Below are 24,020 nucleotides of genomic sequence, written 5' to 3'. Positions count from 1 at the left end.
TCAGAAAGCGCTTATGCTTCGGCGGTTAGGCCAACAGCCTCAGCATATTTCAGGTAGGTGTCGACACCTGCAATAACAACACGAGCTTCAACTGCGATCAACTCGATGCCTACAAGTGATACACGGACCCAAGCGTCGATAACAACGCCTTTGTCCAAAATGCGGTCAACAACTTCTGCAAGGCTGCTAGAAGAATTCATTTTACTTACGGCCATTTATAGATCTCCTTGGTCTTTTTAAGAGACCTCAGCGAAACTTACCTTTGGTTGGGGGGGGGATGCAGAGGTCTCTGCGAGCAATATTGCTCTACGTTAAAATTGCACAATGAGTCGCGGCCCGTCAAGATTTATTGTCAAAAGTTATTGTCAAATCAGGTATTTGAGGGTTTTTGGTCATGCGGCCAAGCCAGTAGTGCTGTTTTTCAGATAGTCAAGCAATTTTCCTTTGGCGTGGGCGGTAGCCATGCGTTTCCCTCTCTAATGGAAATAAAAAATGCCCATCAGCGATTAAGCCAATGGGATATAAAATGCGCAGCAAGCTGCTTAGGTAGTTGGTTTTTGTTGTGGGGGGAGAAGGCGGCGACTGACTTTGTGAATTAAGGAAATCCACGTGCTCCAAAGGAAAAGAGCCAGTCAGTCGCCAAGTAATCTCTACGCTCATGACCGTACAAGCGCTGAGAATCTGGATACTATTACAGGTTATAAAACTACATACTATTAGTAAGCATCAACGCTGCCCTTGATCAAGCTGCGTCTTTTGCCTCGGCCTCGGCGTTTTTAGCATCGATCATGTCCTGATAGGCCCACGGCATGAGATCGTTGATACGGTTTGCTTGATGGTCCTGGATGCGTTCCAGCACCCATGCGAGCCAGGCTTCGGGATTCACTTTGTTCATCTTGGCGGTCTCTATCAACGTATAAGCAATTGCTGCAGATTTGCCGCCTGCTTCTGATCCCATGAAGAGATAGTTTTTGCGTCCCACGGCCACAGGGCGCACTGCGCGCTCGGCTGTGTTGTTGTCCAGCTCAAGAAAGCCGTGATCAAGATAGGGCCGTGCCTTTGGCAGGCGCGCCAGTGCATATTTGATCGCCTTGGCCAGCGGCGTCTTGCTAGAGATCTTGCCCAGTTGCTCTTTAAGCCAGACTTCCAGGTCATCAAAGATCGGCTTGGCGTATTCCTGACGCAGGGCCACGCGTTCCGCAGGGGGCAGGAACCGCGCTTGTGTCTCAACATCATAGAGCTTTTTAATCCGCAGCACGGCTTCGCCCGCCACGGGCAGCTTTGTGCTTTCATAAAGGTCAAAGAACTCACGCCGCACATGGGCCATGCATGCCATCTCTTTGACCCGCCCCGTGCGGTAGGCGTCATTATACCCAGCATAGGCATCCGCATGGGCGTAGCCTTCATAGCTTTCGAGATGCTTGCTGGGATGCTCCGCCTCACGGCTGGTGGAGAACTGGTACCACACCGCAGGTGGAGCTCCGCTGGCCCAAGTGTCTTCTTTTCGGGCATAGACCCACAGTCGCGCGGTTTTGGTCTTATTCTTTCCTTTGCCATTGCCCTTCTGGAGCAGCTTGACCGTTGTGTCATCCATGAAGATCGCCTGCGCCTCAAAGACGTGATCGCGGATTGCATCTGAGACGCGCTCCAGCAGTTTGGTGCATTTGCCGACCCATCCCGCCATGAGCGATCCACTCAGATCAATGCCCTCGTTGGCAAACATCTGGCTCTGGCGATACAGCGGCAGATGATAGCCGTATTTACAGCACAGGATGTGGGCCATCAGCGCGGGGCCGACAAAGCTCTTCGGAATGGGTCGGCTTGGCATCTCAGCCTGAACAACGGCCTCACAACAGGTGCAGGCCAGACGCGGGCGGCCAATTTGGTTCACGATGTAATGTCCCGGGACATATTCCAACTCCTCCATCACATCCGTTCCAAGCACTTTGAAGCTGCCGCCACAGTCGGTGCAAGCATCACTGGGGGTGATGGTCTTTTGGACACGCTTCAGCCCCTTTGGGAAAGGTTTGCGCTTGCGCGGTGTGCGGGGCGGCTTGGCCTCAGCGTCAGAGGGTTCATCATCTGTCTCAACGGCTTGTTCGATCTCAAGTTCTTCAAGGATCAACTCAAGCGCCAGCTGTGCACTGCTTTCCGACTTTGAGCCAAAGCGGTGCTTGTTGTGACCGTGGAGTTGCAGGCGCAGATCGGCGATGATGGTGTCTCGGTTCTGGATGGCCCGCGCATGAGCGGTGCGCTCGGCACTCAGGGCGGCGTCCACTGATGCCATCTCATCCTTGAGGCGTTTTTGTACCGTCGCATGGCCAAGGGATGACCCGAGAAACGCTTGCTTCAGCTCTGACAATTCCGCTGTTTGCGCGGCAACGTATGCCTGTACTTCAGGGGGCAGATTAGTCAGATTTGGAGGGGTCTTACTCATGCCATTACATACCAAATCTCGGGCATCATGGGAATCCCACAAAGGCAAGAAGTCCTATAAAACATACAGCTATCCAACCATACTTGGACGCCATGTCTTCTTGAGAATACGCCAGTCTATGCCTTCCATCAGCATCGCAAGCTGTGCGCGGCTTAGGCTGACTTTACCTTCCTTGACTGAGGGCCATACGAACCGTCCACGTTCAAGCCGTTTGGTAAACAGGCACGCGCCCTGACTATCCCACCAGATCATCTTGATCTGATCGCCACGACGGCCACGGAACAAAAATAGATGCCCCGCGTAAGGGTCAGCTGCAAGAACCTGCGCGGTCTGCGCCGCCAGCCCGTTGAAGCCGCGCCGCATATCCGTAACTCCTGCGGCAAGCCAGATCTTCGCATCCCCCAAAACAGGGATCATGCTGCAAGTCCTCGCGCCAGTTCCAGCACAAAGCCAGCATCAACCCCGTCGCTCACGCTCAGCTTGCGACCGTTCTCAAGTGTGATCTCAATATGGGGGACAGGTAAGATGCTGGTGCCGGATGACGCAGGCGTGTCCACCATACCCGCATCGGCAATCTCTACGGGGGTGAACTGGCCTATATCTGATTTGTCAGGCTGAAACCGCCCATCGCTGCGCCATGCATAAATCCGGTTGGTGCCCACACCGTGCTTCTTGGCAACCATTGGAACACTCACGCCAGCAGTGTGGCTTTCCGCTACAAGCTGTCGCTTGAAATCATCCGTGTATTTGGAACCTCGGCCACGCCTAGTCTTGTTCATCATCAAAATCCTCATATCGCGCCAGCCATATCGCCAGCTTCGCGCAATAATCGCACCTTAGATCATGCCAAAAAAAGAGGGGGTTCCCTGTATGTTTACGGCCAATGAGAAGTTGACACTTTTAAGCCGTGGGACCCTAGCCATCACAGCCAAACGATTTGCCTCAGCTAGGTATGCCCCTCGCGCGGCAACATAAGAAAAAGGTTTTGCCCCCAGATATTAGCCCCGTAGAAGCGCGTAAGTCTCATTTGCTGACGTTGATCTAGAAAATACCCTACATGCACTGTATGATGCCCACAGAGCCCCTCAGGGCCACCCTAGGTTGATGTGTCGGGTGTAAGTGACGCCATGCGGTAATTCAGAGGTATCTGAGAGCCACAGGGAGCGTCTCTGAGTGACTTTAAGGACTTCCAACTGCCTACCGCAGCAACCATCACTGAGAGATGCTTAAAGCGGCTCCTAAGGTTAACATTCAACGTTCAAGAACAGAGAGATTAGCAAACAACGTGCAGCCGAAGAGGCATTGTCTGGAGAGCAACGCCAGAGTTTGGATGACCTAGGGTTTGTGTGGGCTGTTCGCAAAGGCTGAGGTCAACCAAGGGTGCTCAACTTTGTTGATGATATGAAGGCGCTTTTTCATAGAAGGACCTTCACCATAGCCATCTCCTCCAACATCGCCTTGTTTGTGACCAGTGATGAACTTTCTGTCCTCACTATCAACGTCACCAAGTTCGCGCACTAGATCAATGAATGTCCCTCTAAGGCTGTGCACTGCCTTCTGGGGGTGGGAGGTGACTTGGCGAATGATTGGCATAAGTGACTTAGACGCGGCGTTCTCTGATTTACCTTCAGTGTCTATGCGGTAGTTAAAAAGGCGGCCTGTACCACCATTGCCAAGCATAGATTTGATTACATCGGGAACAGGGATGTAGCGCCGTGAGCCTACATTTTTGACCCTTACGGCTTCGTCAGCTACATGGTCCACTAACGAGAAGCACAAGACCCCATTTTGAAGAGTAATACGCTCCCAGATCATTAGCGCCGCCTCATCCAATCTCATGCCTGTTGTCACTAAGACGGCTAACAAAAGACGTTCTTGTGGTTCCATTTTGCTGCTAAATAAGGAAGTAAGTTCCTCACTGGTTAAGGGCAAATATGGCTTACCCTCGCTTCCGTAGCTCTTAATTTCCTGCATGTTATGGAATGGATGCGCTGTCAGAACGACCTTTCCTAAGTCGTTTCGGCTAGACCCTGCGTAATCAAAGGCCTGTTTGACGTAAGACACGTAATTTTTGATTGTTGCTTTGGCCCATTGGCGACCATTGGTATCATGATCCATATAACGTGCCATCTCGATCATATGAACGGCGTCGTACTCATCCAGTGGCTTGTTCCCGCAAACTAGAAGAAACATCGCACAGGCTTTCTTACGTTTGGTGTGTACGTCAATGCTGTCTTTACGCTTTTTTTCTTTAATGTAGCGTTCAGACCAGTCGATAAACATTGGCATAAGTGTCTTGGCGGACTGGATATTAATCCTTGTAATTGTGCTTGGCATCATCTGAAGCGCCCTTTGGCCATCCTCGTCCCCCAACAAGCCTGTGATTTCTTTATAAAGTTTTCCCATCACACTAGGCGGGGCACCTGTTGGCTTGGCGGTATCGTATATCTCTTGCATTAAGTCTCGGGGTAGCGCGGTCAATAACCGTTCTGGAACAGCATATCCTAGACCTGTTACCATCATAGCTAAGTCTTTATAATTAGTAGCCTTCCACTGCTCAACGACGGTTAAAGCTCTTCCATTAGCCTTAAATTTGATCCCACCAGATATCGCGCTTAAAGTGGTCTTGTCGCCACTAACTTTTAGTTTGATGCATCCGTCATGATACCACTGGCTGACATCTGCCCCCTCATTTTCAAGAATGTCTCGTAAACCTTCGACAAACGGGTCCAGTTTATCAAAAAGTGCGTCTATCCTGCGGTGTATAAGTGGGACGACTTTGTCACGAGCCAATATTCCTGCTGTGGTCTTGTCACTCGTGCCAGTAGATAACCTTAGCCTAGGTTCTGAATGCAGGTGTCTAACCTCAGGCGGTACGCTAACGGAAGCATACCATTTTTTCTTCCTGAAGTGCATCTTGTGTGCTTTGTAAATACGAGAAACCATGCTTAACCTATAGCAAAATGGGGTCCAATTTGGGGTCCATCTTGGGGTTCAATCTGGAAGCCGTCAACTCTGAATACTATAAAGCCAAGGAAATATGGGGTTTTAGTGCCATGCTGTGATTATTGGCGGAGAGACAGGGATTCGAACCCTGGGAAGGCTTGCACCCTCAACGGTTTTCGAGACCGCCACGTTCGACCACTCCGCCACCTCTCCGCGACTGCGATCGTCGGCCTGATAATCTGACAAACCACATCGCGCAAGGGCATTCGGTGACAATCGCGTGCGCGCCCTGTGCTGCCCCTTGGAAATACCGACCACCATGCCTATTCCTAAGGAGTTAAGAAAGAGAGGCCCCCTATGTTTATGCGTTTTGCAACACTTGCCACCGTCGCCACCCTCGCCATGCCAGCGATGGCACAGGAGAGCGAGACGGATGTGCTGTTTGATCTGCTCATGCTGCCTGATATTATCGAGATCATGCGCGAAGAGGGGGTCAGTTACGGCGATACCATCGGCCAAGACCTGTTTGGCGGGCCACCCACAGCGGAATGGGCTGCCACGGTAGAACGGATTTATGACTACGACATGATGGAAGGCATGGTTCGCACAGACTTTATGACGTCTTTGGAAGAGGCTGATCTGGCACCGCTGATTGGCTTCTTCGGCTCCGAGCAAGGCCAGATGATTGTCGGACTTGAGGTCAGCGCGCGGCGCGCATTGCTGGATGACGCCGTCGAAGAAGCCGCCAAGGAGGCGGCAGCGATTGCGTCGGCGGACGGCGACCCGCGCATCGCATTGGTCGGTGAATTTGTCGACATTAACAACTTGATTGAAACCAACGTAGAGGGCGCGCTGAATTCAAACCTCGCGTTTTATGGCGGGCTTGTGGATGGCCGTGCTTTTGATGGCGCGTTGAGCGAAGAGCAAATCCTGTCAGATGTCTGGAGCCAGGAACAAGAGATCAGCGAGAGCACGACCGAATGGATTTATTCGTTCCTGTTTATGGCATACCAACCTCTCGCTGATGCGGATTTGCAGGCCTATATTGCGTTTTCGGAAACGGAGGCGGGCGGTGAAATAAACCGCGCGATGTTTGAGAGTTTTGATCGCTTGTTTACAGGGATCAGCCACTCCTTGGGCCGTGCCGCTGCCAATGAAATGACGATGCAGGAACTTTAGCGACGCGACCTCATGCCGTGGGCCTATCAGGACATGATCAACGCCCGAAACGCCAAGGCCGAGGCAAAAGACGCAGCTTGATCAAGGGCAGCGTTGATGCTTGCTTGAGAGGTGTGGCGGCATTGAAGGAGGCGTTTAGCTTGATTGTGATGCGGAGAGCTGAATGGAGTTTAAAATTTAGGAAAACCATGAAAATGTGGAACTTTTTTTATCTGCGGCGGGCCTAAAGAATGGTCTAATCCAAAGACAATGGAAGCTGACCCCTACTGAAATATTGGTTTTCGCTGTAATGCTTCTTGTTTTTTGGGCAATGCAGGGGTTCTCCATTACGTTTGAAAAAGTTGAGGTTGAGTGATGGAAAATGAAGATTCTGTTTGAAACCTAACCGAGTGTTATTACCTCGAGTGCCTTTTACTATTAACTACGTCACGTAGGCTCAGGACTCATAACCAAAATATGACGGTTGTGGCGAGAGCGATTGCGGAGACGAAGACTGTTGGTGATCTGTCGTAGCGAGTTGCGACGCGGCGCCAATCTTTGAGCCTTCCGAACATTCTCTCGATACGGTTGCGTCGTTTGTAACGGCGCTTGTCGTACTTGACGGTCTTTTTGCGCGACTTGCGACCGGGGATGCAGGGCGTTGTGCCCTTGTCTACAAGGGTTTCACGGAACCAATCAGCATCGTACCCTCTGTCAGCGAGGAGCCAGTCAGCCTCAGGCAGATTATTCATCAAGGCGGCTGCACCAGTGTAATCACTGACTTGTCCTGCTGTGATGAAGAGGCGGATTGGTCGTCCGCTGGTGTCTGTGACAGCATGTAGCTTTGTATTCATACCGCCCTTGGTCAACCCGATCAGGCGTCCTCGCCCCCCTTTTTTAACCGCCCCTCCGTGCCAATAAGCGTGAGACAATTGACTGGCTAAAGTTTACACTTGAGGGCGTAGGAGAACGAACCCATGGTTATGCCTTCACAATCACCACTTTCGCCAGATGCTGGATCTGGAGCCGTTTTGGCCCCAACGTCGCCTCCCCGCGTTGTTAATGCGCCGTTGGCTCCCACAGCGGAACTGACGAGCATCCCGAAGCGACGCAACTTCACAGCCAAATACAAACTGCGCATTCTGGATGAGACGGACCAAGTGGCAGACACTGGCGGGGTTTCCGCCATTCTACGGCGGGAGGGGCTTTATTCCTCTGCACTGACCGATTGGCGCCGTGCGCGGACGGCCGGCACATTGGGTGCATTGCAGCCAATGCGCTGTGGCCCACAAAAGGCACCTGCCAATCCATTGCAAGCTGAGCTAGCCAAGGCCAACCGTGAGGTGACAGCCTTGCGGCGCCGTCTGGATCAGGCGGAAGCCATCATTGCCATCCAAAAAAAAGTGGCGGGACTTCTGGACGAGATGGAGCAGACGCAAGAGCGCAGCGGCAAATCATGATGGCCGTCGCGATTGCATTGCCCACCGGCAGCGGCTTGACCTCGGCTGTCTGCGCCGCGCTATCATTATCGCGCGCGAGCGTTCTTCGACAGCGTGCGGCGCTGACGGCACCACCACGCACACGCCCACCGCGCGCAGCGTCTTCGCGGGCTCTGCCGGAAAGAGAAAGAGACCAGGTATTGCACACCTGCGCGAACCCCGCTTTGCGGATCAGACGCCCACAGAGGTCTTTGCCACCTTGCTGGATGAAGGCACCTATCTGTGTTCAATCCGCACGATGTAACGGATATTGGCCGCGCAGGGCGAAGTTGGCGAACGCCGCCGACAGAGCACACATCCCGTCTATCAAAAGCCTGAACTTCTAGCTGAAGCCCCCAATCAGGTCTGGTCTTGGGACATCACCAAGCTGAGGGGCCCGGTGAAATGGTCCTACTTCTATCTCTATGTCATCCTCGACATCTTCAGCCGCCGCGTTGTTGGCTGGCGCGTCGAGCACGCGGAGAGCGCCAGCCAGTTCAAAGAGCTGTTCATCGACGCGATGGAAAAACACGAGGTTCCACGCGATCAGCTGACATTGCATGCAGATCGCGGTGGGCCCATGAAGGCAAAGACGACAGCCCTGATGCTGGTTGATCTTGGTGTGCTCAAGTCCCACAGTCGGCCCCACACCTCAAACGACAACCCGTTCTCCGAAGCCCACTTCAAAACACTGAAATATCAGCCAGAGTTCCCCAAGAACTTTGAAACCATCGAGCAGGCTCGCGCATTCTGCCGCAGGTTCTTTGCATGGTATAACCAAGACCATCATCACGCCGGGATTGGTCTGATGACGCCCGACCAAATCCATTTTGGGCAGGCCCAAGAAATCTACACCGCGCGACAAGCAACACTAGACGCGGCATTCCTCGCCACGCCCGAACGCTTCGTACACAAACCACCAAAACCGCCTCAAATCCCGACCGCCGTCTGGATCAACCCACCAAAACCAACCGAAGAAACCCAAGCCTAAAGTCCAAAAGCCACTGTCTCAAAGTCGTTGACACGTTCCGGCAGGCTGGCGGCCGTACGATGTGCTTTGAGGTAGGTGGCGTCCACTGCCCGGCAGTCGAAACGCAGTTTCGATGAGAGGGGATTGAGATGGTTTTGTTGTCGGGGGCCTGCTCGGCCAGCCCCATCAAGATTTGGGCAAATATGCCCATATCACTCCAGCGCTTCCATCGATTATATAGCGTCTTCGGCGGTCCATACTCGGAAGGTGCATCACACCACCTTAAACCATTGCGATTGATGAAGATAATGCCACTCAAAACACGACGGTCATCCACACGAGCACGACCTCGGCTCTTTGGAAAGTACGGCCGGAGACGCTCCATCTGCGCCTCAGTCAGCCAATACAAATTGCTCATAATATCCCCCTACAATTGAAGACTATGAATCACCACAACGCGACAAACTCAATCAATTAATGGGTCCTGACCCTAGTAGAGGCGATTGTTATCAACTATCAGTGAGTTGGGGATTTAAAATGAAGGCGGAATTTTTTTCGACGCTTTGGATACCCGTATTGGGGGTTTTAATGGCTTGGTATGCGTCATATAGTGGAAATCCTGCATTTATTGCCATAACAGCTTGGATTCAAACATCAAGTGCAACGGTTGATTTGAAGGCCGCGATTTCGTCGGCCATGGCTTCAGCGGGTGTTCTCCAACCGAGAGTTTTTCTCGGGCGGTTGTTCATCAGGTTTGCAACGTCGTTCAGCCATGTTTGGCTTGCACCGTTCAGGTCAGTTCCTTTGGGCATGTACTGACGCAGCAGTCCGTTGGTGTTCTCGTTGCTGCCACGCTGCCAAGGCGCATGCGGATCGCAGAACCAGATATCGATCTTCAACCGTCTGGCGAGTTCGGGGTGGCAGGCCATTTCGGAGCCGCGGTCGTAGGTCATGCTCTTGCGCAAAGCAGCGGGTAGTCGTCTCATCTGGCGGGTGAAGCTGTCGAGCGCGGCCTCGGCCCCATTGCCGTCCATTTTGCAAAGAATGACAAAGCGTGTCTTGCGCTCGACCAAGGTCCCCACTGACGAGCGATTGAATGCGCCCTTGATGAGGTCGCCCTCCCAATGGCCTGGTACCAGTCGCGCTTCGATCTCTTCAGGGCGATTGATAATGCGCAATGATTCCGGGACCATAGCACTGCCCGCCGCTGTCCTGCGCTTGAGCCCACGCTTAGGCTTCGCTTGACGCAACGCCTCGATCATCGCCGCCTTCAGCCCACCACGTGGCTGCGCGTAAATCGCGGCATAGATGGTCTCATGGCTCACATGGGCGGATGGATCATCAGGCTTCATGAGACGCAGTCTCTGCGCAATCTGCTCAGGCGACCAGTGCAGATGTACGAGCTTGCCATGAACAAAACGATAAAGATCGCTCCCCTCCACAAGCTTGCGCTCGCGGCGGCAGCGCGCACGCCGGGCATCATAGGCCTGCCGCGCCGCTTGCGGGCAATAGCTGCCGTCTTCCTGCCGACCTCGCGCCAGCTCACGGCAGATCGTGCTCGCCGGGCGATGCAAAAGCTGGCCGATCAACCGCTGACTGCTGCCCCTATTATGCTCGGCTAATATCACGCCACGGTCCTCGCTGCTGAGGTGCTTGCTTCGTATGTCCATCACAACATCCTATGCCCAAAGGGCTCTGAGTGTTGCATTTGAAACTTGAGCCTAAGCAGTGTACTGCTTTATTAATTGGTTTTTTTGTCTGATAAAGCTATTTTGTAACTCCCAAACACCCCAGCCGATAACGGGTTTTTGTCAGTTTTGATGTGAGTCTCCTTGGCCATTAGGCGCATGAATTTTCTGTTGTGGTCTGAATTTCGTGGCGCTGTGACGATTTCTCTGAATCATTGGTGGAATGGACCAAGTTACTGCTCTTGAACAACTCCTTGCCACGGCTCTGCGCAGGATCGCCGAGTTGGAAGCCGCGTTGGCGAGCATGGCGCAAGAGAATGCGGATCTGCGGCGTCAGTTGGCCAAGAACAGCAGTAATAGCAGCAAGCCGCCTTCGAGTGATGGGTTGAAGAAGCCGGTACCGCGTAGCCTGCGTGGTAAGTCGGGTAAGAAAAGTGGTGGCCAAGTTGGCCACCGAGGCGACACCCTACGTCAGACAGCAACGCCTGACTTTGTGGAGCGACATGAGGCTGAGGCCTGTGGCACCTGTCAGCATGGCTTGACGGCTGGGATGATCAAGGCGGTGGAGAGGCGTCAGGTTTATGACATACCGGTGCCGCGTCTGGAGGTCACAGAGCATCAGGCAGCGATTTATTGTTGTGGCCATTGCCGAGCCACGACGACAGCCACCTTTCCCGATGGCGTGAATGCACACGTGCAATACGGTAAGCGCATTCGGGCGGCGGCGGTCTACTGCAATGTTCAGCAGCTGATCCCCGAGGATCGGGTCTGCCAACTCCTGCGTGATTTGTTTGGTGCCACCAGCCTATGCGCGGCCAGCGTGACCAACTGAGTGAACGGCACAGCGCGTACCTTGGGTGGCGTCGTCGAACACATTCTGGCCCGGCTCAATGAAGGCGGCGTTCGGCATCTGGATGAGACCGGACTTCGTGTTGCTGGTAAGCTGCACTGGCTGCACTCAATCAGCGATCTCGCCTTCACGCATTATCGCATCAGCGCCAAGCGCGGTGCTGTTCCATCCTTCCTGACCGGCGGGACAATTGTTCATGACCACTGGAAGTCCTATTACGCCCATATGAGTGGGGTGGACGCGCACGCCCTGTGCGGGGCGCATCATTTACGGGAACTCAAGGCCATCGAAGAAATCGAAAAGGAGCCGTGGGCGTGCGCGATGAGCGTGCTGCTCAACAGCGCCAATCAGCTCAAGTGCGCGGCTCAGGGGCGAGGCGAGACCGAACTCCCCACGTCGGTTCACCACGGCATCCTCACCAAATACATGGCGATCCTCACCGAGAGCCTCGCCTTCCATGAGCGACAAGACCCACTGGCTAGACGCACTGGTGCGCGAGGCCGAAAAGCCAGGCGGCCAGGCCATAACCTTCTGGTCCGCTTGCGCGACTACCGTGATGACGTCCTAAGGTTCCTTACGGACTTCACAGTTCCCTTCACCAACAATCAGGCCGAACGGGACCTGCGCATGATGAAGTTGCGCATGAAAATCTCGGGAACTTTCCGCACCCTCGAGGGCGCGCAGATCTTCGCTGACATCAGATCCGTCATCTCGACGGTCAGAAAACACGGGGGCAATATCCTCGAAACACTCACCCTATCACCACAACAGATCATCGCTCGGCTCTAACGTCGCAAGGGCAACACAAAACCCGATATCCGATGGGGTCCTTGGGAGTTACGCTATTTGTCAAATAATTGATTGGATAATTGTAATGGGAATCTAAGATTGGACCTGTCCCGCTTTAGTGCCGCCCCAAGTGCTCGTTTAAGCCACCTTGCGTTCGAAAGCGACGGGGCTTTTCCAGCCCAGTGCTGAGTGGCGGCGACGCGGATTGTAGAAGCCGTTGATGTATTCGAAGATCGCCATCTCAGCGTGTCTGCGTGTGTTCCATGTGTCTCGCCAGATCAGTTCGGCCTTGATGGTTTTGAAGAACGTTTCAAAGGCGGCGTTGTTATAGCAATTTCCCTTGCCGCTCATCGACACTTTAAAATCATGTTGGCGCAGGATCTTCTGGTAATCATGGGAACAGTATTGGCTGCCGCGATCCGTATGATGGATGCATCCTTTGGACCGTGCCCTGAAGGCGATTGCCATTTCCAGTGCTCGGATCGCAAGGTCACGCTTCATCCGATTGCTGACGGCCCAACCAATGACACGGCGTGAATGTAAGTCCAGGATCACCGCAAGATACAGCCAGCCTTCGCGGGTCCAGATATAGGTAATGTCACCTGCCCATTTCTTGTTTGGCTGATCTGTTGAGAAGTTGCGATCCAGAAGGTTCGGGGCGATGTTGAACTTGTGGTTACTGTCCGTCGTTACCTTGTGTTTGCGCGTTCTAACTACAGAGATACCGTTCTGGCGCATCAAACGGCCCACGCGACGGTGCCCGACGTTCAGACCAATCTCTTTCAGTTCTTCGGTCATACGGGGCCTGCCACTCTCGGGACATTGCTGCGCAATACCCTGCCGTGCAGTGCATAGCTGCCAAGACTGAGGCGGAACTGTTCTTTGATGTGCGCCAATGTCACCATATCAGATCGTTGCCTGCGGCTGGCTGGTCGATTGCGGAATGCGCGCAAACCGCGAGAACTAACCCCGACGACTTTGCACAATCGGTTCGCTGGAAAACGATCTGCGTGTTCTTCGATGAATCTAAATCTCATTGCTTTAGACCCGCGAAGAACTGAGTGGCTTTTTTTAGGATGTCCCGCTCCTCCTTGAGAATGCGCCCTCTCACACATGCAAGCATGTGCTGTCAGGTAAAAGTATCTCACGTCGAAGCCGGTCATTCTCTTGGGCGAGGCCTAAATCCTATTTCGATACAACGTCGGTGTCTCGGTGTGCCGTGATCCACTTGTTCAGCGTCGACATTCCGACACCAAGATCATCGGCCACCTGCTTACGCGTTAGCCCACTGGTCAGCGCGATACGCACCGCATCTTTACGGAATTCGTCCGTTCGGGTCAGTCTCATAGTTCATCTCCTTTGTTGCAGTAAATGCTATCAAAGGAGTATCCGTCTTGATCAAGCCCCCTTTGTCACCCAATTTCGATCTGCTTTGATGAGAGCGTTGGCGAGTTCGATGAGCTTTCGCATGAGTGCCGTTATGGCGACTTTGGGGGGCTTTCCTGCTTTGATCAGGGCTTGATACTTAGCCTTGAAGTCTGGGTTGTGTCGCATCGCTACCAAGGCCGGCATGTAGAGTGCATCCCTCACTATTTTCCGCCCACCCTGAATGAATGATTTCCCGCGCCATTGCCCCGATTGACGCGTCATCGGGGCTAGGCCAGTCAAACTGGCCACCTGCTTCCGGTCCATACTCCCGATCTCGGGCATCTCTATCAAAATGGTGGCAGCACAGATAGCGCCGACGCCTGGAATGGAGCGGAGGATTTTCATCGAGTGCGCCAGTTTATCGCTGGAGTTTATCAAGCGTTCAATTTCAGCATTGATTTCAGCGATTTGCTTATCTACCTGAGCCAAACGGGCTTTGCTTTGGCGGCGCGTGATGGACAGGGTTTGAGTTTTCATTCGGCTCATGATGCCGGTTCTATCCTTGATCAATCCTGACCGAAATGAGCGTAACTCTTTCAGATCGTGTTGAATTTCAGCTGCTGGCTCATCCGGTTCTAATGCAAATGCATTCCCCATGTCTGCCAGCATTTTGGCATCAACAGCGTCTGTTTTTGCGCGCAAGCCTTGGGCTTGTGCAAACCGGCGCGCCTGCAAAGGGTTCACCTTTACCAATGGCAAATGTGCGCCCAAAGCGCGTTCAAGCCCGCTGTGATAGGCACCTGTTGCTTCATAAACAACGCGTGCCACTGCCGTCTTTGCGCAGAACCTGGAAAGCGCCTTAAATCCTACAGGGCAATTGCTAAACGACATCGTCTTCCCGTCGCTTAGCCGGTGAATGTCCAAAGTGGCTTTGGAAATATCGATCCCAATGGTATCATCTGTCATCTTCGTCATATCCTATGCTTGTCCTAGAGGGCTTTGTGCCGCTCTGTAGCCGTTCAGGCCTTTGGCGAAGGTGATGGTTGATCCTACTCGTTTACGGTCCTCAAAAACCAAGGGTTTGCCGATCCAACCACCACCACCGATCAGCACTCTAGAATGCTGATCGGTGGCTCTTGTTTCGCACAAAAGCTGGGATATTCATAAGACAAGCGGCATCAAACCGCGACAGGTCCAACACCTGTGGTGTCACTCTTGATCGGGGTTTGTTTGCCAATGCCTGTCGAAGGAAGCCATCAAGGCGCGTGTTCTCAGAGGCAGCACCACGCTTTGCTACGGTCACTTCTTTTCGATACCGTTCAAGAAGATCGCAAACAGTGGAGCGCTCCAACGCGCGTGGATCAATCCGTACAGCGGAGGCCTCTAGTTCTGCCTCGACTTTTCGAGCCCAGCTTTCGGCATCTCTTTTTGTAATGAAGGATTTCGTACGAGGCGCTTGTCCTTTGATCCGGATCTGCGCCTGCCATTTATTGTTACGTTTCCTGAATGCAGCCATGTCAAAGCTCCTCTTGGTGTGACCAGAGTGTGACAAGCAGCTTTTCAAATGTTTTCGTGTCCATCGTTACAAGGAATAAAACCTTTGTAAACAGAGGGCTTGGAAATGGTGGTCCCAGCTGGATTCGAACCAGCGACCTCTCGCTTCGGAGGCGAGCACTCTATCCAGCTGAGCTATGGGACCGCTTTGGCCGCTATAGCGTCCCTTGCGGCGGCGTGCAACGTTGATGTGCCCTCAAAAGCGCAGGATCAGGCGAACAGCCTGTGGCACAGTTCCAGCGCGTCGATCAAGGCATCAACATCCTCGGTGGTGTTGTACATTGCAAAAGATGCTCGGCAAGTGGCGGTCTGGCCAAGGTGGTCCATCAAGGGGCCGGTGCAATGTTGACCCGCCCGCACCGCGACACCCTTTTTGTCCAGCACTGTTGAAATGTCATGGGCATGGGCAGCGCCTTCAAGTGTGAAGCTAAAGATTGCTGCCTTATCAGCAGATGTGCCCTGCACGTTCAGCCAGTTCAACCCGTCAAGCTTGCTGCGGGCATAATCGCGCAGCGTGCGCTCATGGGCGGCGATGTTGTCCATCCCCAGCCCCATCATATACTCAAGCGCCACCCCTAACCCGATCGTTTGCACAATGCCGGGGGTTCCCGCCTCAAATTTCATCGGCGCGTCGTTGTAAATGATCTCGTCTTTGTGGACTTCGCGGATCATGTCGCCGCCACCCATAAACGGGCGCATCTCAGCCATGCGTTCAGGCCGAACATAGATCGCGCCGGACCCTGATGGCCCATAAAGTTTATGGCCAGTTATCGGGTAAAAATCACAACTGATATCTTCGACATTGACCGGCATATGCACGGCGGCTTGTGATCCATCAATCAGCGTCGCAACACCACGTTCCCGCGCGCCGTGGCAAATGGTTTTGACGTCCACAACCGTGCCCAACACGTTGGACAAATGCGTTACCGCGATCAGTTTGGTGCGCGGAGTGATGGCATCCAGCACTTTTTGCGGGTCCAGATCACCATTGGCGTCGACATCCACCCAAACCAATTTGACACCCATGCGTTCGCGCAGGAAATGCCAAGGCACGATGTTAGCGTGGTGTTCCATGACGGACAGAATAATCTCATCCCCGTCGGACATGGTGTTCATCGCCCAAGCATAAGCGACCATGTTGATTCCTTCGGTCGTGCCGGAATTCAGCACGATGGTGTTTTCGTCCCGCGCCCCAAGGAACTTGGCAACGGTTGCGCGCACACCCTCGTATTTTTCGGTCGCCACACTGCTCAGGTAATGCAGACCACGGTGCACATTGGCGTATTCAAACGCATAGGCCGTGTTGATCGCGTCAATAACACAGTTCGGCTTTTGCGCCGATGCACCGGAATCGAGGTACACCAACGGTTTGCCATTCACCTCACGCGACAAAATCGGAAAATCGGCGCGGACGGCCGCAACATCAAAGCTCATCTCAATTCTCCCACGGGGCCGATGCCGAACACCGAAACAACCAAAAACGCCATTATCACTATGGCTACGAACGACAGCGCGATCACGCCTGTCGACAATCCCAAACTATTGAAACCATGACCAATATTGACTGCGTGGCCCAAGCCACGAAAGAAGACATAGAGCCCGAAAACCAAAAAGCCAAACCCAAGCACCGGCACCACCAACAGCGCGACTGTTTGCGCCAGCAAGATCACCGTCATCACCAGTTGCAGCACCGCCGTCACAGCCATGATATCGGCGAGACCGCCCTTGCCACCCATGCGTTTGCCAACCTGAAAAATCGCATAGGGCAGCGCCAGTCCGGTGCCCACGGCATAAATGGCCTGCATCAGCGGGCCGCTGCGATCAAACGACAGCGTTTGCCCGTCCGCCATCAGAAATTCCACGGGCGGCGCGCCGCTCAGATAGTCCAGAAACCCCGATGACACGCCAGATACAATCCCAGCAAGCGCGATCATCATGATCGACACCTCAATCGGCAACTTCGCCGCCCTCACCAGTGCGGACGCCGTCGCAGGGGCGCGCACCGTCAGTTTCGTCCAATGCCAAAGGCTTGTCAGTGTTAGGTCCATCAGATTGCTTTCGATGTCTCAATAAGGCCGTTGATCCAGAACCAAATCAACGCGGCCAACCAAATCGCGCCAACCAGCACGGTTCCAGGGTGGTTAAGCCCGTTAAAGCCGACAAGTAACCCGTAAAACAGGGCCAATGGTGTCGCAGCCAGCCAGCCCCAAAACACCGCCAACCGTGCGCCATACGCAGTTGCTGAGGGGCGCACCGCGCGTGTCACACCAAACAGAATGAACGCAATGGCGTAAAACAGCAGCGGCGCCAAGATTAGCCATGAAAAGAGGGCATAAATCGTATCCTGCCGAAAATCCGTGCCAGTTCCGACTGCGTTGCGTTGCAGCGCTGGCAGCCGTGAAGTGAACATCATAAAGCAGCCGATCATCAGCCACATGATCGCGCGATCTTCGCGTTGCCCCATCGAATACAGCGCCCGCGTCACACGACGCGGGGCGCTGTAGGTCCGGACAATATCACGAGCAACCGGCATCAGTGACCGTGACGCGCCAGCCAAGCTTCAAGGCGTTCAAAGATGCCCTCTGCCAGCGTAGAATTTTCGATTTCCTGCAAGGCTTCGGCCAAGAACGCAAGGACCAGTAGGTCGGTCGCCTGCGCCTTTGGGACACCGCGCGACTGCAGATAAAACAACGAGTCTTCGTCAATCGCGCCTGTGGTCGAGCCGTGCGAACACGCAACGTCATCAGCATAAATCTCAAGCTCTGGCTTGGCGAGGAATTGGCTGTCATCATCAAGCAGCAACGCTTGGCTGATTTGATAGCCATCTGTCTTCTGCGCGCCCTTCTTTACAAGAATCTTGCCTTGGAAAACGCCAGTCGCACCGTTGCGCAACACCTTTTTGAATACCTGACGGCTTTCGCAATTCAACGAGTCATGGGTGATAAACACCGTGTCGTCTTGATGGAAATCTTTGCCATCGCCAACGCAAGCCCCTGCCACATGGGCAATGGCATTATCGCCGGTCAATTCAATCACACATTCGTTGCGCGTGAGTACCCCGTTCATCGTCAAAGTGAAAGACTTGAACGCGCTCTCATGGCCAAGGCGCGTGAACATACCTGTCACGGCGCGGCGCTCATGGTCGCGCCCCTGCACACGGACGTGGTGGAACGCCGCCTTATCAGCAACCTCTACCTCCATGACCGTGTTGAGGCGCGCAGCCCCGGGGCCAGTCTCCAAAAGGGTTATTTCAGCGCCATCTTCGATCTTAATGCAATGATGCAAGATAACATCGGAACTATCTGATTTATGGAGGTAAATCAGATTTACAGGCCTGGTCACTTTACCCGTCACATGGATCAGCACGCCATCCGTTGCAAACGCCGTATTCAGCGCAGCCAAAGGCCGCTGAACCGCGTCTTGCCCGCGAATCTCCAACACCCCGTAGAGGTCCTTAGCCCAATGGATGTCCTTGCTCGCGGCGTTGCAAAGCCGCTCGATCACAAGTCCCTCACCGGAAAAGTCATCCGATGCAACCGCATCAAAAACACCATCAACAAAGACAATCTTCAGACGGTCTGTGTCGTCCCAAAGCGGGCCTTCGTCATTGTCAAATAACGCCGCTTTAGGCGCAACGGGCTGCACAAAGGAATCGGGTTTGGTGAATTTCCAATATTCGTCACGCCCATGTGGTAGGCCCATTGTCTTCACACGGTTAACCGCAGCGGTGCGCGCCTCGGTGATCCACGCCGCGCCGTCCGGCAGGTCAAACTGTGCCAGCCGTACGTCTGTGGCGTCATGCTTTGCTTGTATTATTTTCTGTGGCAGTGCCATTAAGCCACCTCTGCGAGGATGTCGCCATAGCCGTTGTTTTCAATTTCCAAAGCCAGTTCAGGCCCGCCGGTTTTGACGATACGGCCATCGGACATGATGTGCACGACATCGGGTTTGATATGGTCCAGAAGCCGTTGATAATGCGTGATAACCAAAAATCCACGACCTTCACTGCGCAGCGCGTTCACGCCCTCAGCCACCAGTTTCATCGCATCCACATCAAGACCGGAATCGGTCTCATCCAAAATGCACATTTTTGGTTCCAGCATCGCCATTTGCAGGATTTCGTTGCGCTTCTTTTCGCCACCCGAAAAGCCCACATTGACCGGACGCTTCAACATTTCTGCGTCAATCTTCAGCGTCTTCGCCTTGGCGCGGATCACCTTGAGGAATTCGCCCGCAGACATTTCATCTTCACCGCGCGCTTTGCGCTGTGCGTTCACCGCGGTGCGCAGGAACGTCATGTTGCCAACACCCGGGATTTCAACGGGGTATTGGAACGCCAAGAACAAACCAGCAGCGGCGCGCTCTTCGGCGTCCATGTCCAACAGTTCTTCGCCCTCAAGCGTGGCGGACCCTTGCGTGACTTCATAGCCGCCCTTGCCGGACAATACGTAAGACAGCGTCGATTTACCGGACCCGTTTGGCCCCATAATCGCGTGCACTTTGCCCGCTTCAACCGTCAGGTTTACACCTTTCAGAATCTGCTTGTCTTCATCTTCAAGTTTGACGTGTAAGTCTTTGATTACTAGCATTTTATTCTCTTTCCATAGCAAAACAGAGGACCCGCGAAACCGCGGCCCTCTGTATCAGATTAAAGGTGAATTTAGGTGTTAGGTTAGCAGTGAAGCGCTCGCCATCATGTCGGCGATCCACGACTGCGGATAAAAACGGGCGTAGACCTCGGGCGCCAGCACCACAAGGTCGCCCTCGAACAGCAGCGCCCGGAGGAAACCCACTATTTGCAATGGGACGGTCTGCTTGGATCCCAAGCGCAGCACAAACATCGCGACGATGCTTATCACCACCGCAAGACTGATCGGGGTCGGAACCGACCCGATGATCGACGCGCCGTCCACACCCTTTGCGGCGGCGTATGCCAGTGCTGTGTCCAGATAGGTAAAGTCGATCCATCGGGCCGCAATCACGCTCACTGCTCCGGCGACCAGCGCCAGCGCCAGCAGAAACATGAACGGGTTGATGCGTTTGTGTGTCGATCGCGCCGCCATTTTGTGGCCCGACTTGCGTAAAAAGCTGCGCTCGTCGCTCGCGCTCGCAAGACCCTGCCCCGGAACGGTCCACGACGTGGTTTTTCCGGACTTTATAGTTTCCATCCGCTGCGCAAATGTCGTCGAACTGACTGCCATTTTGATAGATCCTCGATTGACTTGAGCAGAGCGATAACAGCCTTGTGGGGCCGAAATGCGGCATTGCGCAGGCCGTGAGGTGGCGATCAAGGTCAAACGTCGACACTTGCGTCTCCTCTTGCGCGGGGTCTTGGGCAGGATGATCCGCCAAAACATCCGATGATAACCGCCCGTAATACTGACGCGTGGCGCTGCCTAGACCGGCCCCACGCGCTTTCAAATCCTTAAGGTGATACGCACATAAATCATAGCTCTGCACGACAATAACTGCCGCCAAAGCCAGCGCCTTTGGCGGGTGCATGCTCAGCGCGTCGATGTCTTGCACATTGCGAATATAGACAGCAGCCCCGTCCAAAAATTGTGAACAGTCGCGATTGTGATGACTGGACGCTTGGCTCGACGGAAGAACCATGGATTTCTGATGAATAATTTTATGCAGCACAAGACCTTGGGCACGCATTTTCATGTCAACATCAGCCCACATCGGTTCGCCTTCATACATGGGATAGAATTGCACTTCGGGGACCATTACGCGTCCATTTCTTGTTGTTTTAGACCATTCGGGAAACTCGCATACAAAGCCTCTTGCGCCGCCGCAATCCCGTCAGCGTAGCCCAGCGCACCTGTCGATGCCGCTCGTGCGACCTGCTCGATGTCGCTCGGCTCAATCGGATTGCCAATCGCGCGGCCAATGCCAGCCGCGTAGTCGTAAAATTTCAGCATCGCGCCACCGTGGATGCCAAGCGGGTCAAGCCATGTGTTGGGAATGCCGTATGCGTCCGCAGTGACCAACCCATGTAGGGACTGGCTGATGACGTGGCTGCACGACGCAATCTGGGCGACGACGTTGTGGGCATCCGGATTACGCACGTCAATCAGTCGGATCTGTGGGTTTTCGTCGGCAATCTTGGCAAAACGCGGGTCATCGGCGAAATGCATATGCGGCACCAACCCGACAACGTCTTCGCGCGCAGGTCGATCCCCGAGGGCGTCAGCAATCAACAGCCCCGTATCGCCAAACACACGGTCATCGCGCTGCAGCAGCGCCGCCGTGATCGGCCCGCGCAACAACGCCACACGAACGTTTTTCAGGAACTCGAGGTCCACCAACCCCGACATTGCGCCAGTGCCCCAAATAAACGGCTTGCCGCCCTTTTCACGCAGGTCCTGCTGGTTGTTCTTGATCATCTTCATCAGTGAGCCCAGCGCATACATCTCACACGCATTATGCCCCGACCACGTCACATCGCGCCCCGACACATGGGACACAATGGTGCGACTGATGGCATCGCCAAAGTTCTGTTCCTTTTTATACCAGAACAAACGGAGGGGGTTGGTGTAGGTCAATCAACGGCCCCTGTTAGAACTGCGGCCAGCATGGATGTGTAGAACCAACCAAGACAAAACAAATGGAGAAAATAAACGCGCAAAAAGTGAACCAAAAAATCCATAGGTAAATGGCCCAAGAGTTCTGGCTCGTTCTAACGAAGAGACTGCTCCGAGAAACACCGAAATGCAAATCCAGACGTGGAATGGGAAATACAATACAAAGGGTAAGGCAAACCACCCGTTAGCCCCAACCAACATCGGCACAGAAAGCACCGCTCCAATGGCAACTCCTGTCATTACAGCCTTTAGATGTCCCACCGATGCCAGCGGCATTTCCAAATGGAGAAGCCGATCAATCAAAGACGTTCTCCAGCGAAATCGCTATAAACGCTTGTGCTTCCATGGCGTCCAAACATTTGTCGTGCCGCCCACGCATCATGCCTTGTCGCCCCTATCGTTCTCATCGTCAAAAAGCGCCGCAGCAGGATCAGCTTCGATCAGGTCTTTGTTCGCATCCGCCTGCTTCAACGCCGCGCGCGCTGCTTCTTTGTCGTTCATCATCTTGAACACAGCCCGCGCAAGCATCAAGCCAATGGCCGCCCCAACAATCGACATGACCACTGCTGGTATACCCTCAACGGGTGGCACCCCGCGACGCACAACGCCTGCGCCCACAAAAGCGCAAACAATCGCGATAAGGTCTTGGCGGCCCTGACGTTTCAACCCACAGAGCCTTCGAGCGAAATCGCCACCAGAGCCTGTGCTTCCATCGCGAATTCCATCGGCAACGCTTGCAGCACTTCCTTGGCAAACCCATTGACGATCAGCGCGACAGCTTCTTCTTCGCCCATGCCGCGTGATCTGCAGTAGAACATCTGTTCGTCGTCAATTTTGGATGTCGTCGCCTCATGCTCTACCCGCGATGAATTGTTCTTCACCTCGATATAAGGAACCGTGTGTGCACCGCATTTGTCGCCGATCAACAGGCTGTCGCATTGGGTGTAATTGCGGCTGTCCTTGGCTTTAGGGTGCATCGACACCAAACCGCGATAGGTGTTCTGCGCTTTGCCCGCAGAAATGCCTTTGGACACGATGCGCGACTTGGTGCGCTTGCCCAAATGCACCATCTTGGTGCCCGTGTCGGCCTGCTGCATGTTGTTGGCAATGGCGATGGAATAGAACTCGCCTTGGCTGTCATCACCGCGCAGGATGCAGGACGGGTATTTCCACGTCACCGCAGACCCTGTCTCGACTTGGGTCCACATCACTTTGCTGCGATCCCCACGGCAATCGGCCCGCTTGGTCACAAAGTTGTAAATTCCGCCGACGCCGTTCTCGTCACCGGGGAACCAGTTCTGCACGGTGGAATATTTGATCTCGGCGTCGTCCATCAAGATCAGCTCGACGCAGGCCGCATGCAACTGCGCTATGTCGCGCTTGGGCGCTGTGCAGCCTTCAAGGTAGGACACATACGACCCCTCGTCGGCGATGATCAGCGTACGTTCAAACTGGCCGGTGTTTTCAGCGTTGATGCGGAAATATGTCGACAGCTCCATCGGGCATTTGGTGCCTTTGGGGATGTAAACAAACGAGCCGTCGGAAAATACCGCCGCGTTCAAGCAGGCATAATAATTGTCCGCCGCCGGGATCACGGTGCCAAGATATTTGCGCACCAATTCCGGGTGGTCTTTGATCGCTTCGGAGATCGAACAGAAGATCACGCCAGCCTTCGCCAACTCGTCCTTGAACGTCGTCCCCAACGAGACGCTGTCAAACACCGCATCCACCGCAACCTTGCGCGGCGCTTCGGACATGTCCTCTGCGCCCTCGACGCCCGCCAAAATCGCCTGCTCTTTGAGTGGAATGCCCAGCTTGGCGTAGGTCGCCAGCAATTTCGGGTCGACCTCATCCAATGACTTTGGCTTCACCTCCATGCTCTTTGGACGCGCATAATAATACTGGTCCTGAAAATCGATCTTGGGGTAGTCGACCATCGCCCAATCAGGCTCTAGCATGGTCAACCAGCGCGCATAGGCTTCCAGACGCCAATCCAACATCCACTGCGGCTCTTCGTTCTTTTCCGAAATCAGCCGCACGATGTCCTCGGACAGGCCCAACGGCGCGTATTCCATCTCAACATCGGTGTTCCAGCCGTGCTTATAGGTGCCCGACAGCGCCTGAACGGCATCCACCGTATCCTGATCCACACCGTCTTTGACGTCTACTTTTTCCATCGTGTCCATCTGCGTAAC

General features: G+C 54.0%; 19 protein-coding genes, 2 tRNA genes and 4 pseudogenes. 4 read left to right on the top strand and 21 right to left on the bottom strand.

The window, feature by feature from the left end; translation table 11 throughout:
- Positions 1-11: 11 nt before the first annotated feature.
- From gvpA to OA238_RS07710, 6 genes are all read right to left on the bottom strand, one after another.
- Positions 12-215, bottom strand: coding sequence for a gas vesicle structural protein GvpA (gene gvpA, locus OA238_RS07735; protein ID WP_015494765.1), 204 nt, complete (start codon positions 213-215; stop codon positions 12-14).
- A 527-nt stretch (positions 216-742) separates the two neighbouring features.
- Positions 743-2,287: an IS66 family transposase gene (gene tnpC, locus OA238_RS07730; RefSeq protein WP_420806492.1), complete on the bottom strand. Its 1,545-nt coding sequence runs from the start codon at positions 2,285-2,287 to the stop codon at positions 743-745.
- A gap of 219 nt (positions 2,288-2,506) precedes the next feature.
- Positions 2,507-2,854, bottom strand: a complete 348-nt coding sequence (gene tnpB, locus OA238_RS07725) for an IS66 family insertion sequence element accessory protein TnpB (RefSeq protein WP_015494763.1) — start codon at positions 2,852-2,854, stop codon at positions 2,507-2,509.
- Positions 2,851-3,219 (bottom strand): transposase, encoded by a 369-nt coding sequence (locus tag OA238_RS07720; protein ID WP_015494727.1) that lies wholly within the window; start codon positions 3,217-3,219, stop codon positions 2,851-2,853. The genes tnpB and OA238_RS07720 overlap by 4 nt, the downstream gene beginning before the upstream one ends.
- A gap of 553 nt (positions 3,220-3,772) precedes the next feature.
- Positions 3,773-5,383 (bottom strand): DUF6538 domain-containing protein, encoded by a 1,611-nt coding sequence (locus tag OA238_RS07715; RefSeq protein ID WP_015494762.1) that lies wholly within the window; start codon positions 5,381-5,383, stop codon positions 3,773-3,775.
- 123 nt (positions 5,384-5,506) lie between these two features.
- Positions 5,507-5,596, bottom strand: a tRNA-Ser gene (locus tag OA238_RS07710).
- 144 nt (positions 5,597-5,740) lie between these two features.
- Between OA238_RS07710 and OA238_RS07705 the strand changes: the two genes are divergently transcribed.
- Positions 5,741-6,562, top strand: coding sequence for a DUF2059 domain-containing protein (locus OA238_RS07705; RefSeq protein WP_015494761.1), 822 nt, complete (start codon positions 5,741-5,743; stop codon positions 6,560-6,562).
- Positions 6,563-7,005: 443 nt separating this feature from the next.
- On the opposite strand, the pseudogene OA238_RS07700 reads toward OA238_RS07705, so the two are convergent.
- A pseudogene (locus tag OA238_RS07700) lies at positions 7,006-7,443 on the bottom strand (IS5 family transposase); the annotation flags it as partial.
- A 75-nt stretch (positions 7,444-7,518) separates the two neighbouring features.
- Here OA238_RS07700 and OA238_RS29905 point away from each other — a divergent pair.
- Positions 7,519-9,010: pseudogene (locus tag OA238_RS29905) on the top strand (IS3 family transposase).
- A 41-nt stretch (positions 9,011-9,051) separates the two neighbouring features.
- Here the strand turns inward: OA238_RS29905 and OA238_RS29900 are convergent.
- Positions 9,052-9,407: pseudogene (locus tag OA238_RS29900) on the bottom strand (transposase); the annotation flags it as partial.
- A gap of 229 nt (positions 9,408-9,636) precedes the next feature.
- On the bottom strand, positions 9,637-10,659 hold the full coding sequence (locus OA238_RS07685; protein ID WP_015494757.1) for an IS30 family transposase: 1,023 nt from the start codon (positions 10,657-10,659) through the stop codon (positions 9,637-9,639).
- A gap of 241 nt (positions 10,660-10,900) precedes the next feature.
- Between OA238_RS07685 and OA238_RS33595 the strand changes: the two genes are divergently transcribed.
- Both OA238_RS33595 and OA238_RS33590 read left to right on the top strand, forming a co-directional pair.
- Positions 10,901-11,509 carry a DUF6444 domain-containing protein gene (locus OA238_RS33595; RefSeq protein ID WP_051076423.1) on the top strand — a complete coding sequence of 203 codons (609 nt, stop codon included), beginning with the start codon at positions 10,901-10,903 and terminating at the stop codon, positions 11,507-11,509.
- The gene (locus tag OA238_RS33590; RefSeq protein ID WP_051076422.1) at positions 11,510-12,316 is read left to right on the top strand and encodes an IS66 family transposase; all 807 of its coding nucleotides are present in this window, start codon (positions 11,510-11,512) and stop codon (positions 12,314-12,316) included.
- Positions 12,317-12,454: 138 nt separating this feature from the next.
- On the opposite strand, the pseudogene OA238_RS29895 reads toward OA238_RS33590, so the two are convergent.
- From OA238_RS29895 to sufB, 12 genes and pseudogenes are all read right to left on the bottom strand, one after another.
- A pseudogene (locus tag OA238_RS29895) lies at positions 12,455-13,663 on the bottom strand (IS3 family transposase).
- Between the two features lie 51 nt (positions 13,664-13,714).
- Complete coding sequence (locus OA238_RS07665) at positions 13,715-14,650, bottom strand: IS110 family RNA-guided transposase (protein ID WP_083906867.1); 936 nt, start codon at positions 14,648-14,650, stop codon at positions 13,715-13,717.
- Positions 14,651-15,306: 656 nt separating this feature from the next.
- Positions 15,307-15,383 (bottom strand) — tRNA-Arg (locus OA238_RS07655).
- A 65-nt stretch (positions 15,384-15,448) separates the two neighbouring features.
- Positions 15,449-16,672 (bottom strand): cysteine desulfurase, encoded by a 1,224-nt coding sequence (locus OA238_RS07650; RefSeq protein ID WP_015494753.1) that lies wholly within the window; start codon positions 16,670-16,672, stop codon positions 15,449-15,451.
- Positions 16,669-17,286 carry a YIP1 family protein gene (locus tag OA238_RS07645; protein WP_044036463.1) on the bottom strand — a complete coding sequence of 206 codons (618 nt, stop codon included), beginning with the start codon at positions 17,284-17,286 and terminating at the stop codon, positions 16,669-16,671. The genes OA238_RS07650 and OA238_RS07645 overlap by 4 nt, the downstream gene beginning before the upstream one ends.
- On the bottom strand, positions 17,286-17,771 hold the full coding sequence (locus OA238_RS07640) for a hypothetical protein (protein WP_015494751.1): 486 nt from the start codon (positions 17,769-17,771) through the stop codon (positions 17,286-17,288). The genes OA238_RS07645 and OA238_RS07640 overlap by 1 nt, the downstream gene beginning before the upstream one ends.
- A complete protein-coding gene (locus tag OA238_RS07635) occupies positions 17,771-19,072 on the bottom strand; it encodes a SufB/SufD family protein (RefSeq protein ID WP_015494750.1) in 1,302 nt (433 codons plus the stop codon). Before OA238_RS07635 ends, OA238_RS07640 begins: the two co-directional genes overlap by 1 nt.
- Positions 19,072-19,827 (bottom strand): Fe-S cluster assembly ATPase SufC, encoded by a 756-nt coding sequence (gene sufC / locus OA238_RS07630; RefSeq protein WP_044036461.1) that lies wholly within the window; start codon positions 19,825-19,827, stop codon positions 19,072-19,074. The genes OA238_RS07635 and sufC overlap by 1 nt, the downstream gene beginning before the upstream one ends.
- A gap of 78 nt (positions 19,828-19,905) precedes the next feature.
- A complete protein-coding gene (locus OA238_RS07625) occupies positions 19,906-20,439 on the bottom strand; it encodes a hypothetical protein (protein ID WP_015494748.1) in 534 nt (177 codons plus the stop codon).
- 528 nt (positions 20,440-20,967) lie between these two features.
- Positions 20,968-21,786: a polysaccharide pyruvyl transferase family protein gene (locus OA238_RS07620; RefSeq protein WP_015494747.1), complete on the bottom strand. Its 819-nt coding sequence runs from the start codon at positions 21,784-21,786 to the stop codon at positions 20,968-20,970.
- 417 nt (positions 21,787-22,203) lie between these two features.
- On the bottom strand, positions 22,204-22,491 hold the full coding sequence (locus tag OA238_RS07615; protein WP_044036459.1) for a hypothetical protein: 288 nt from the start codon (positions 22,489-22,491) through the stop codon (positions 22,204-22,206).
- Positions 22,488-24,011, bottom strand: coding sequence for a Fe-S cluster assembly protein SufB (gene sufB / locus OA238_RS07610; protein ID WP_015494746.1), 1,524 nt, complete (start codon positions 24,009-24,011; stop codon positions 22,488-22,490). The genes OA238_RS07615 and sufB overlap by 4 nt, the downstream gene beginning before the upstream one ends.
- Between the last annotated feature and the right edge of the window lie 9 nt (positions 24,012-24,020).

The organism is Octadecabacter arcticus 238, assembly GCF_000155735.2.
Lineage (GTDB): Bacteria > Pseudomonadota > Alphaproteobacteria > Rhodobacterales > Rhodobacteraceae > Octadecabacter > Octadecabacter arcticus.
This window is presented reverse-complemented; position numbering and strand designations above follow the sequence as displayed.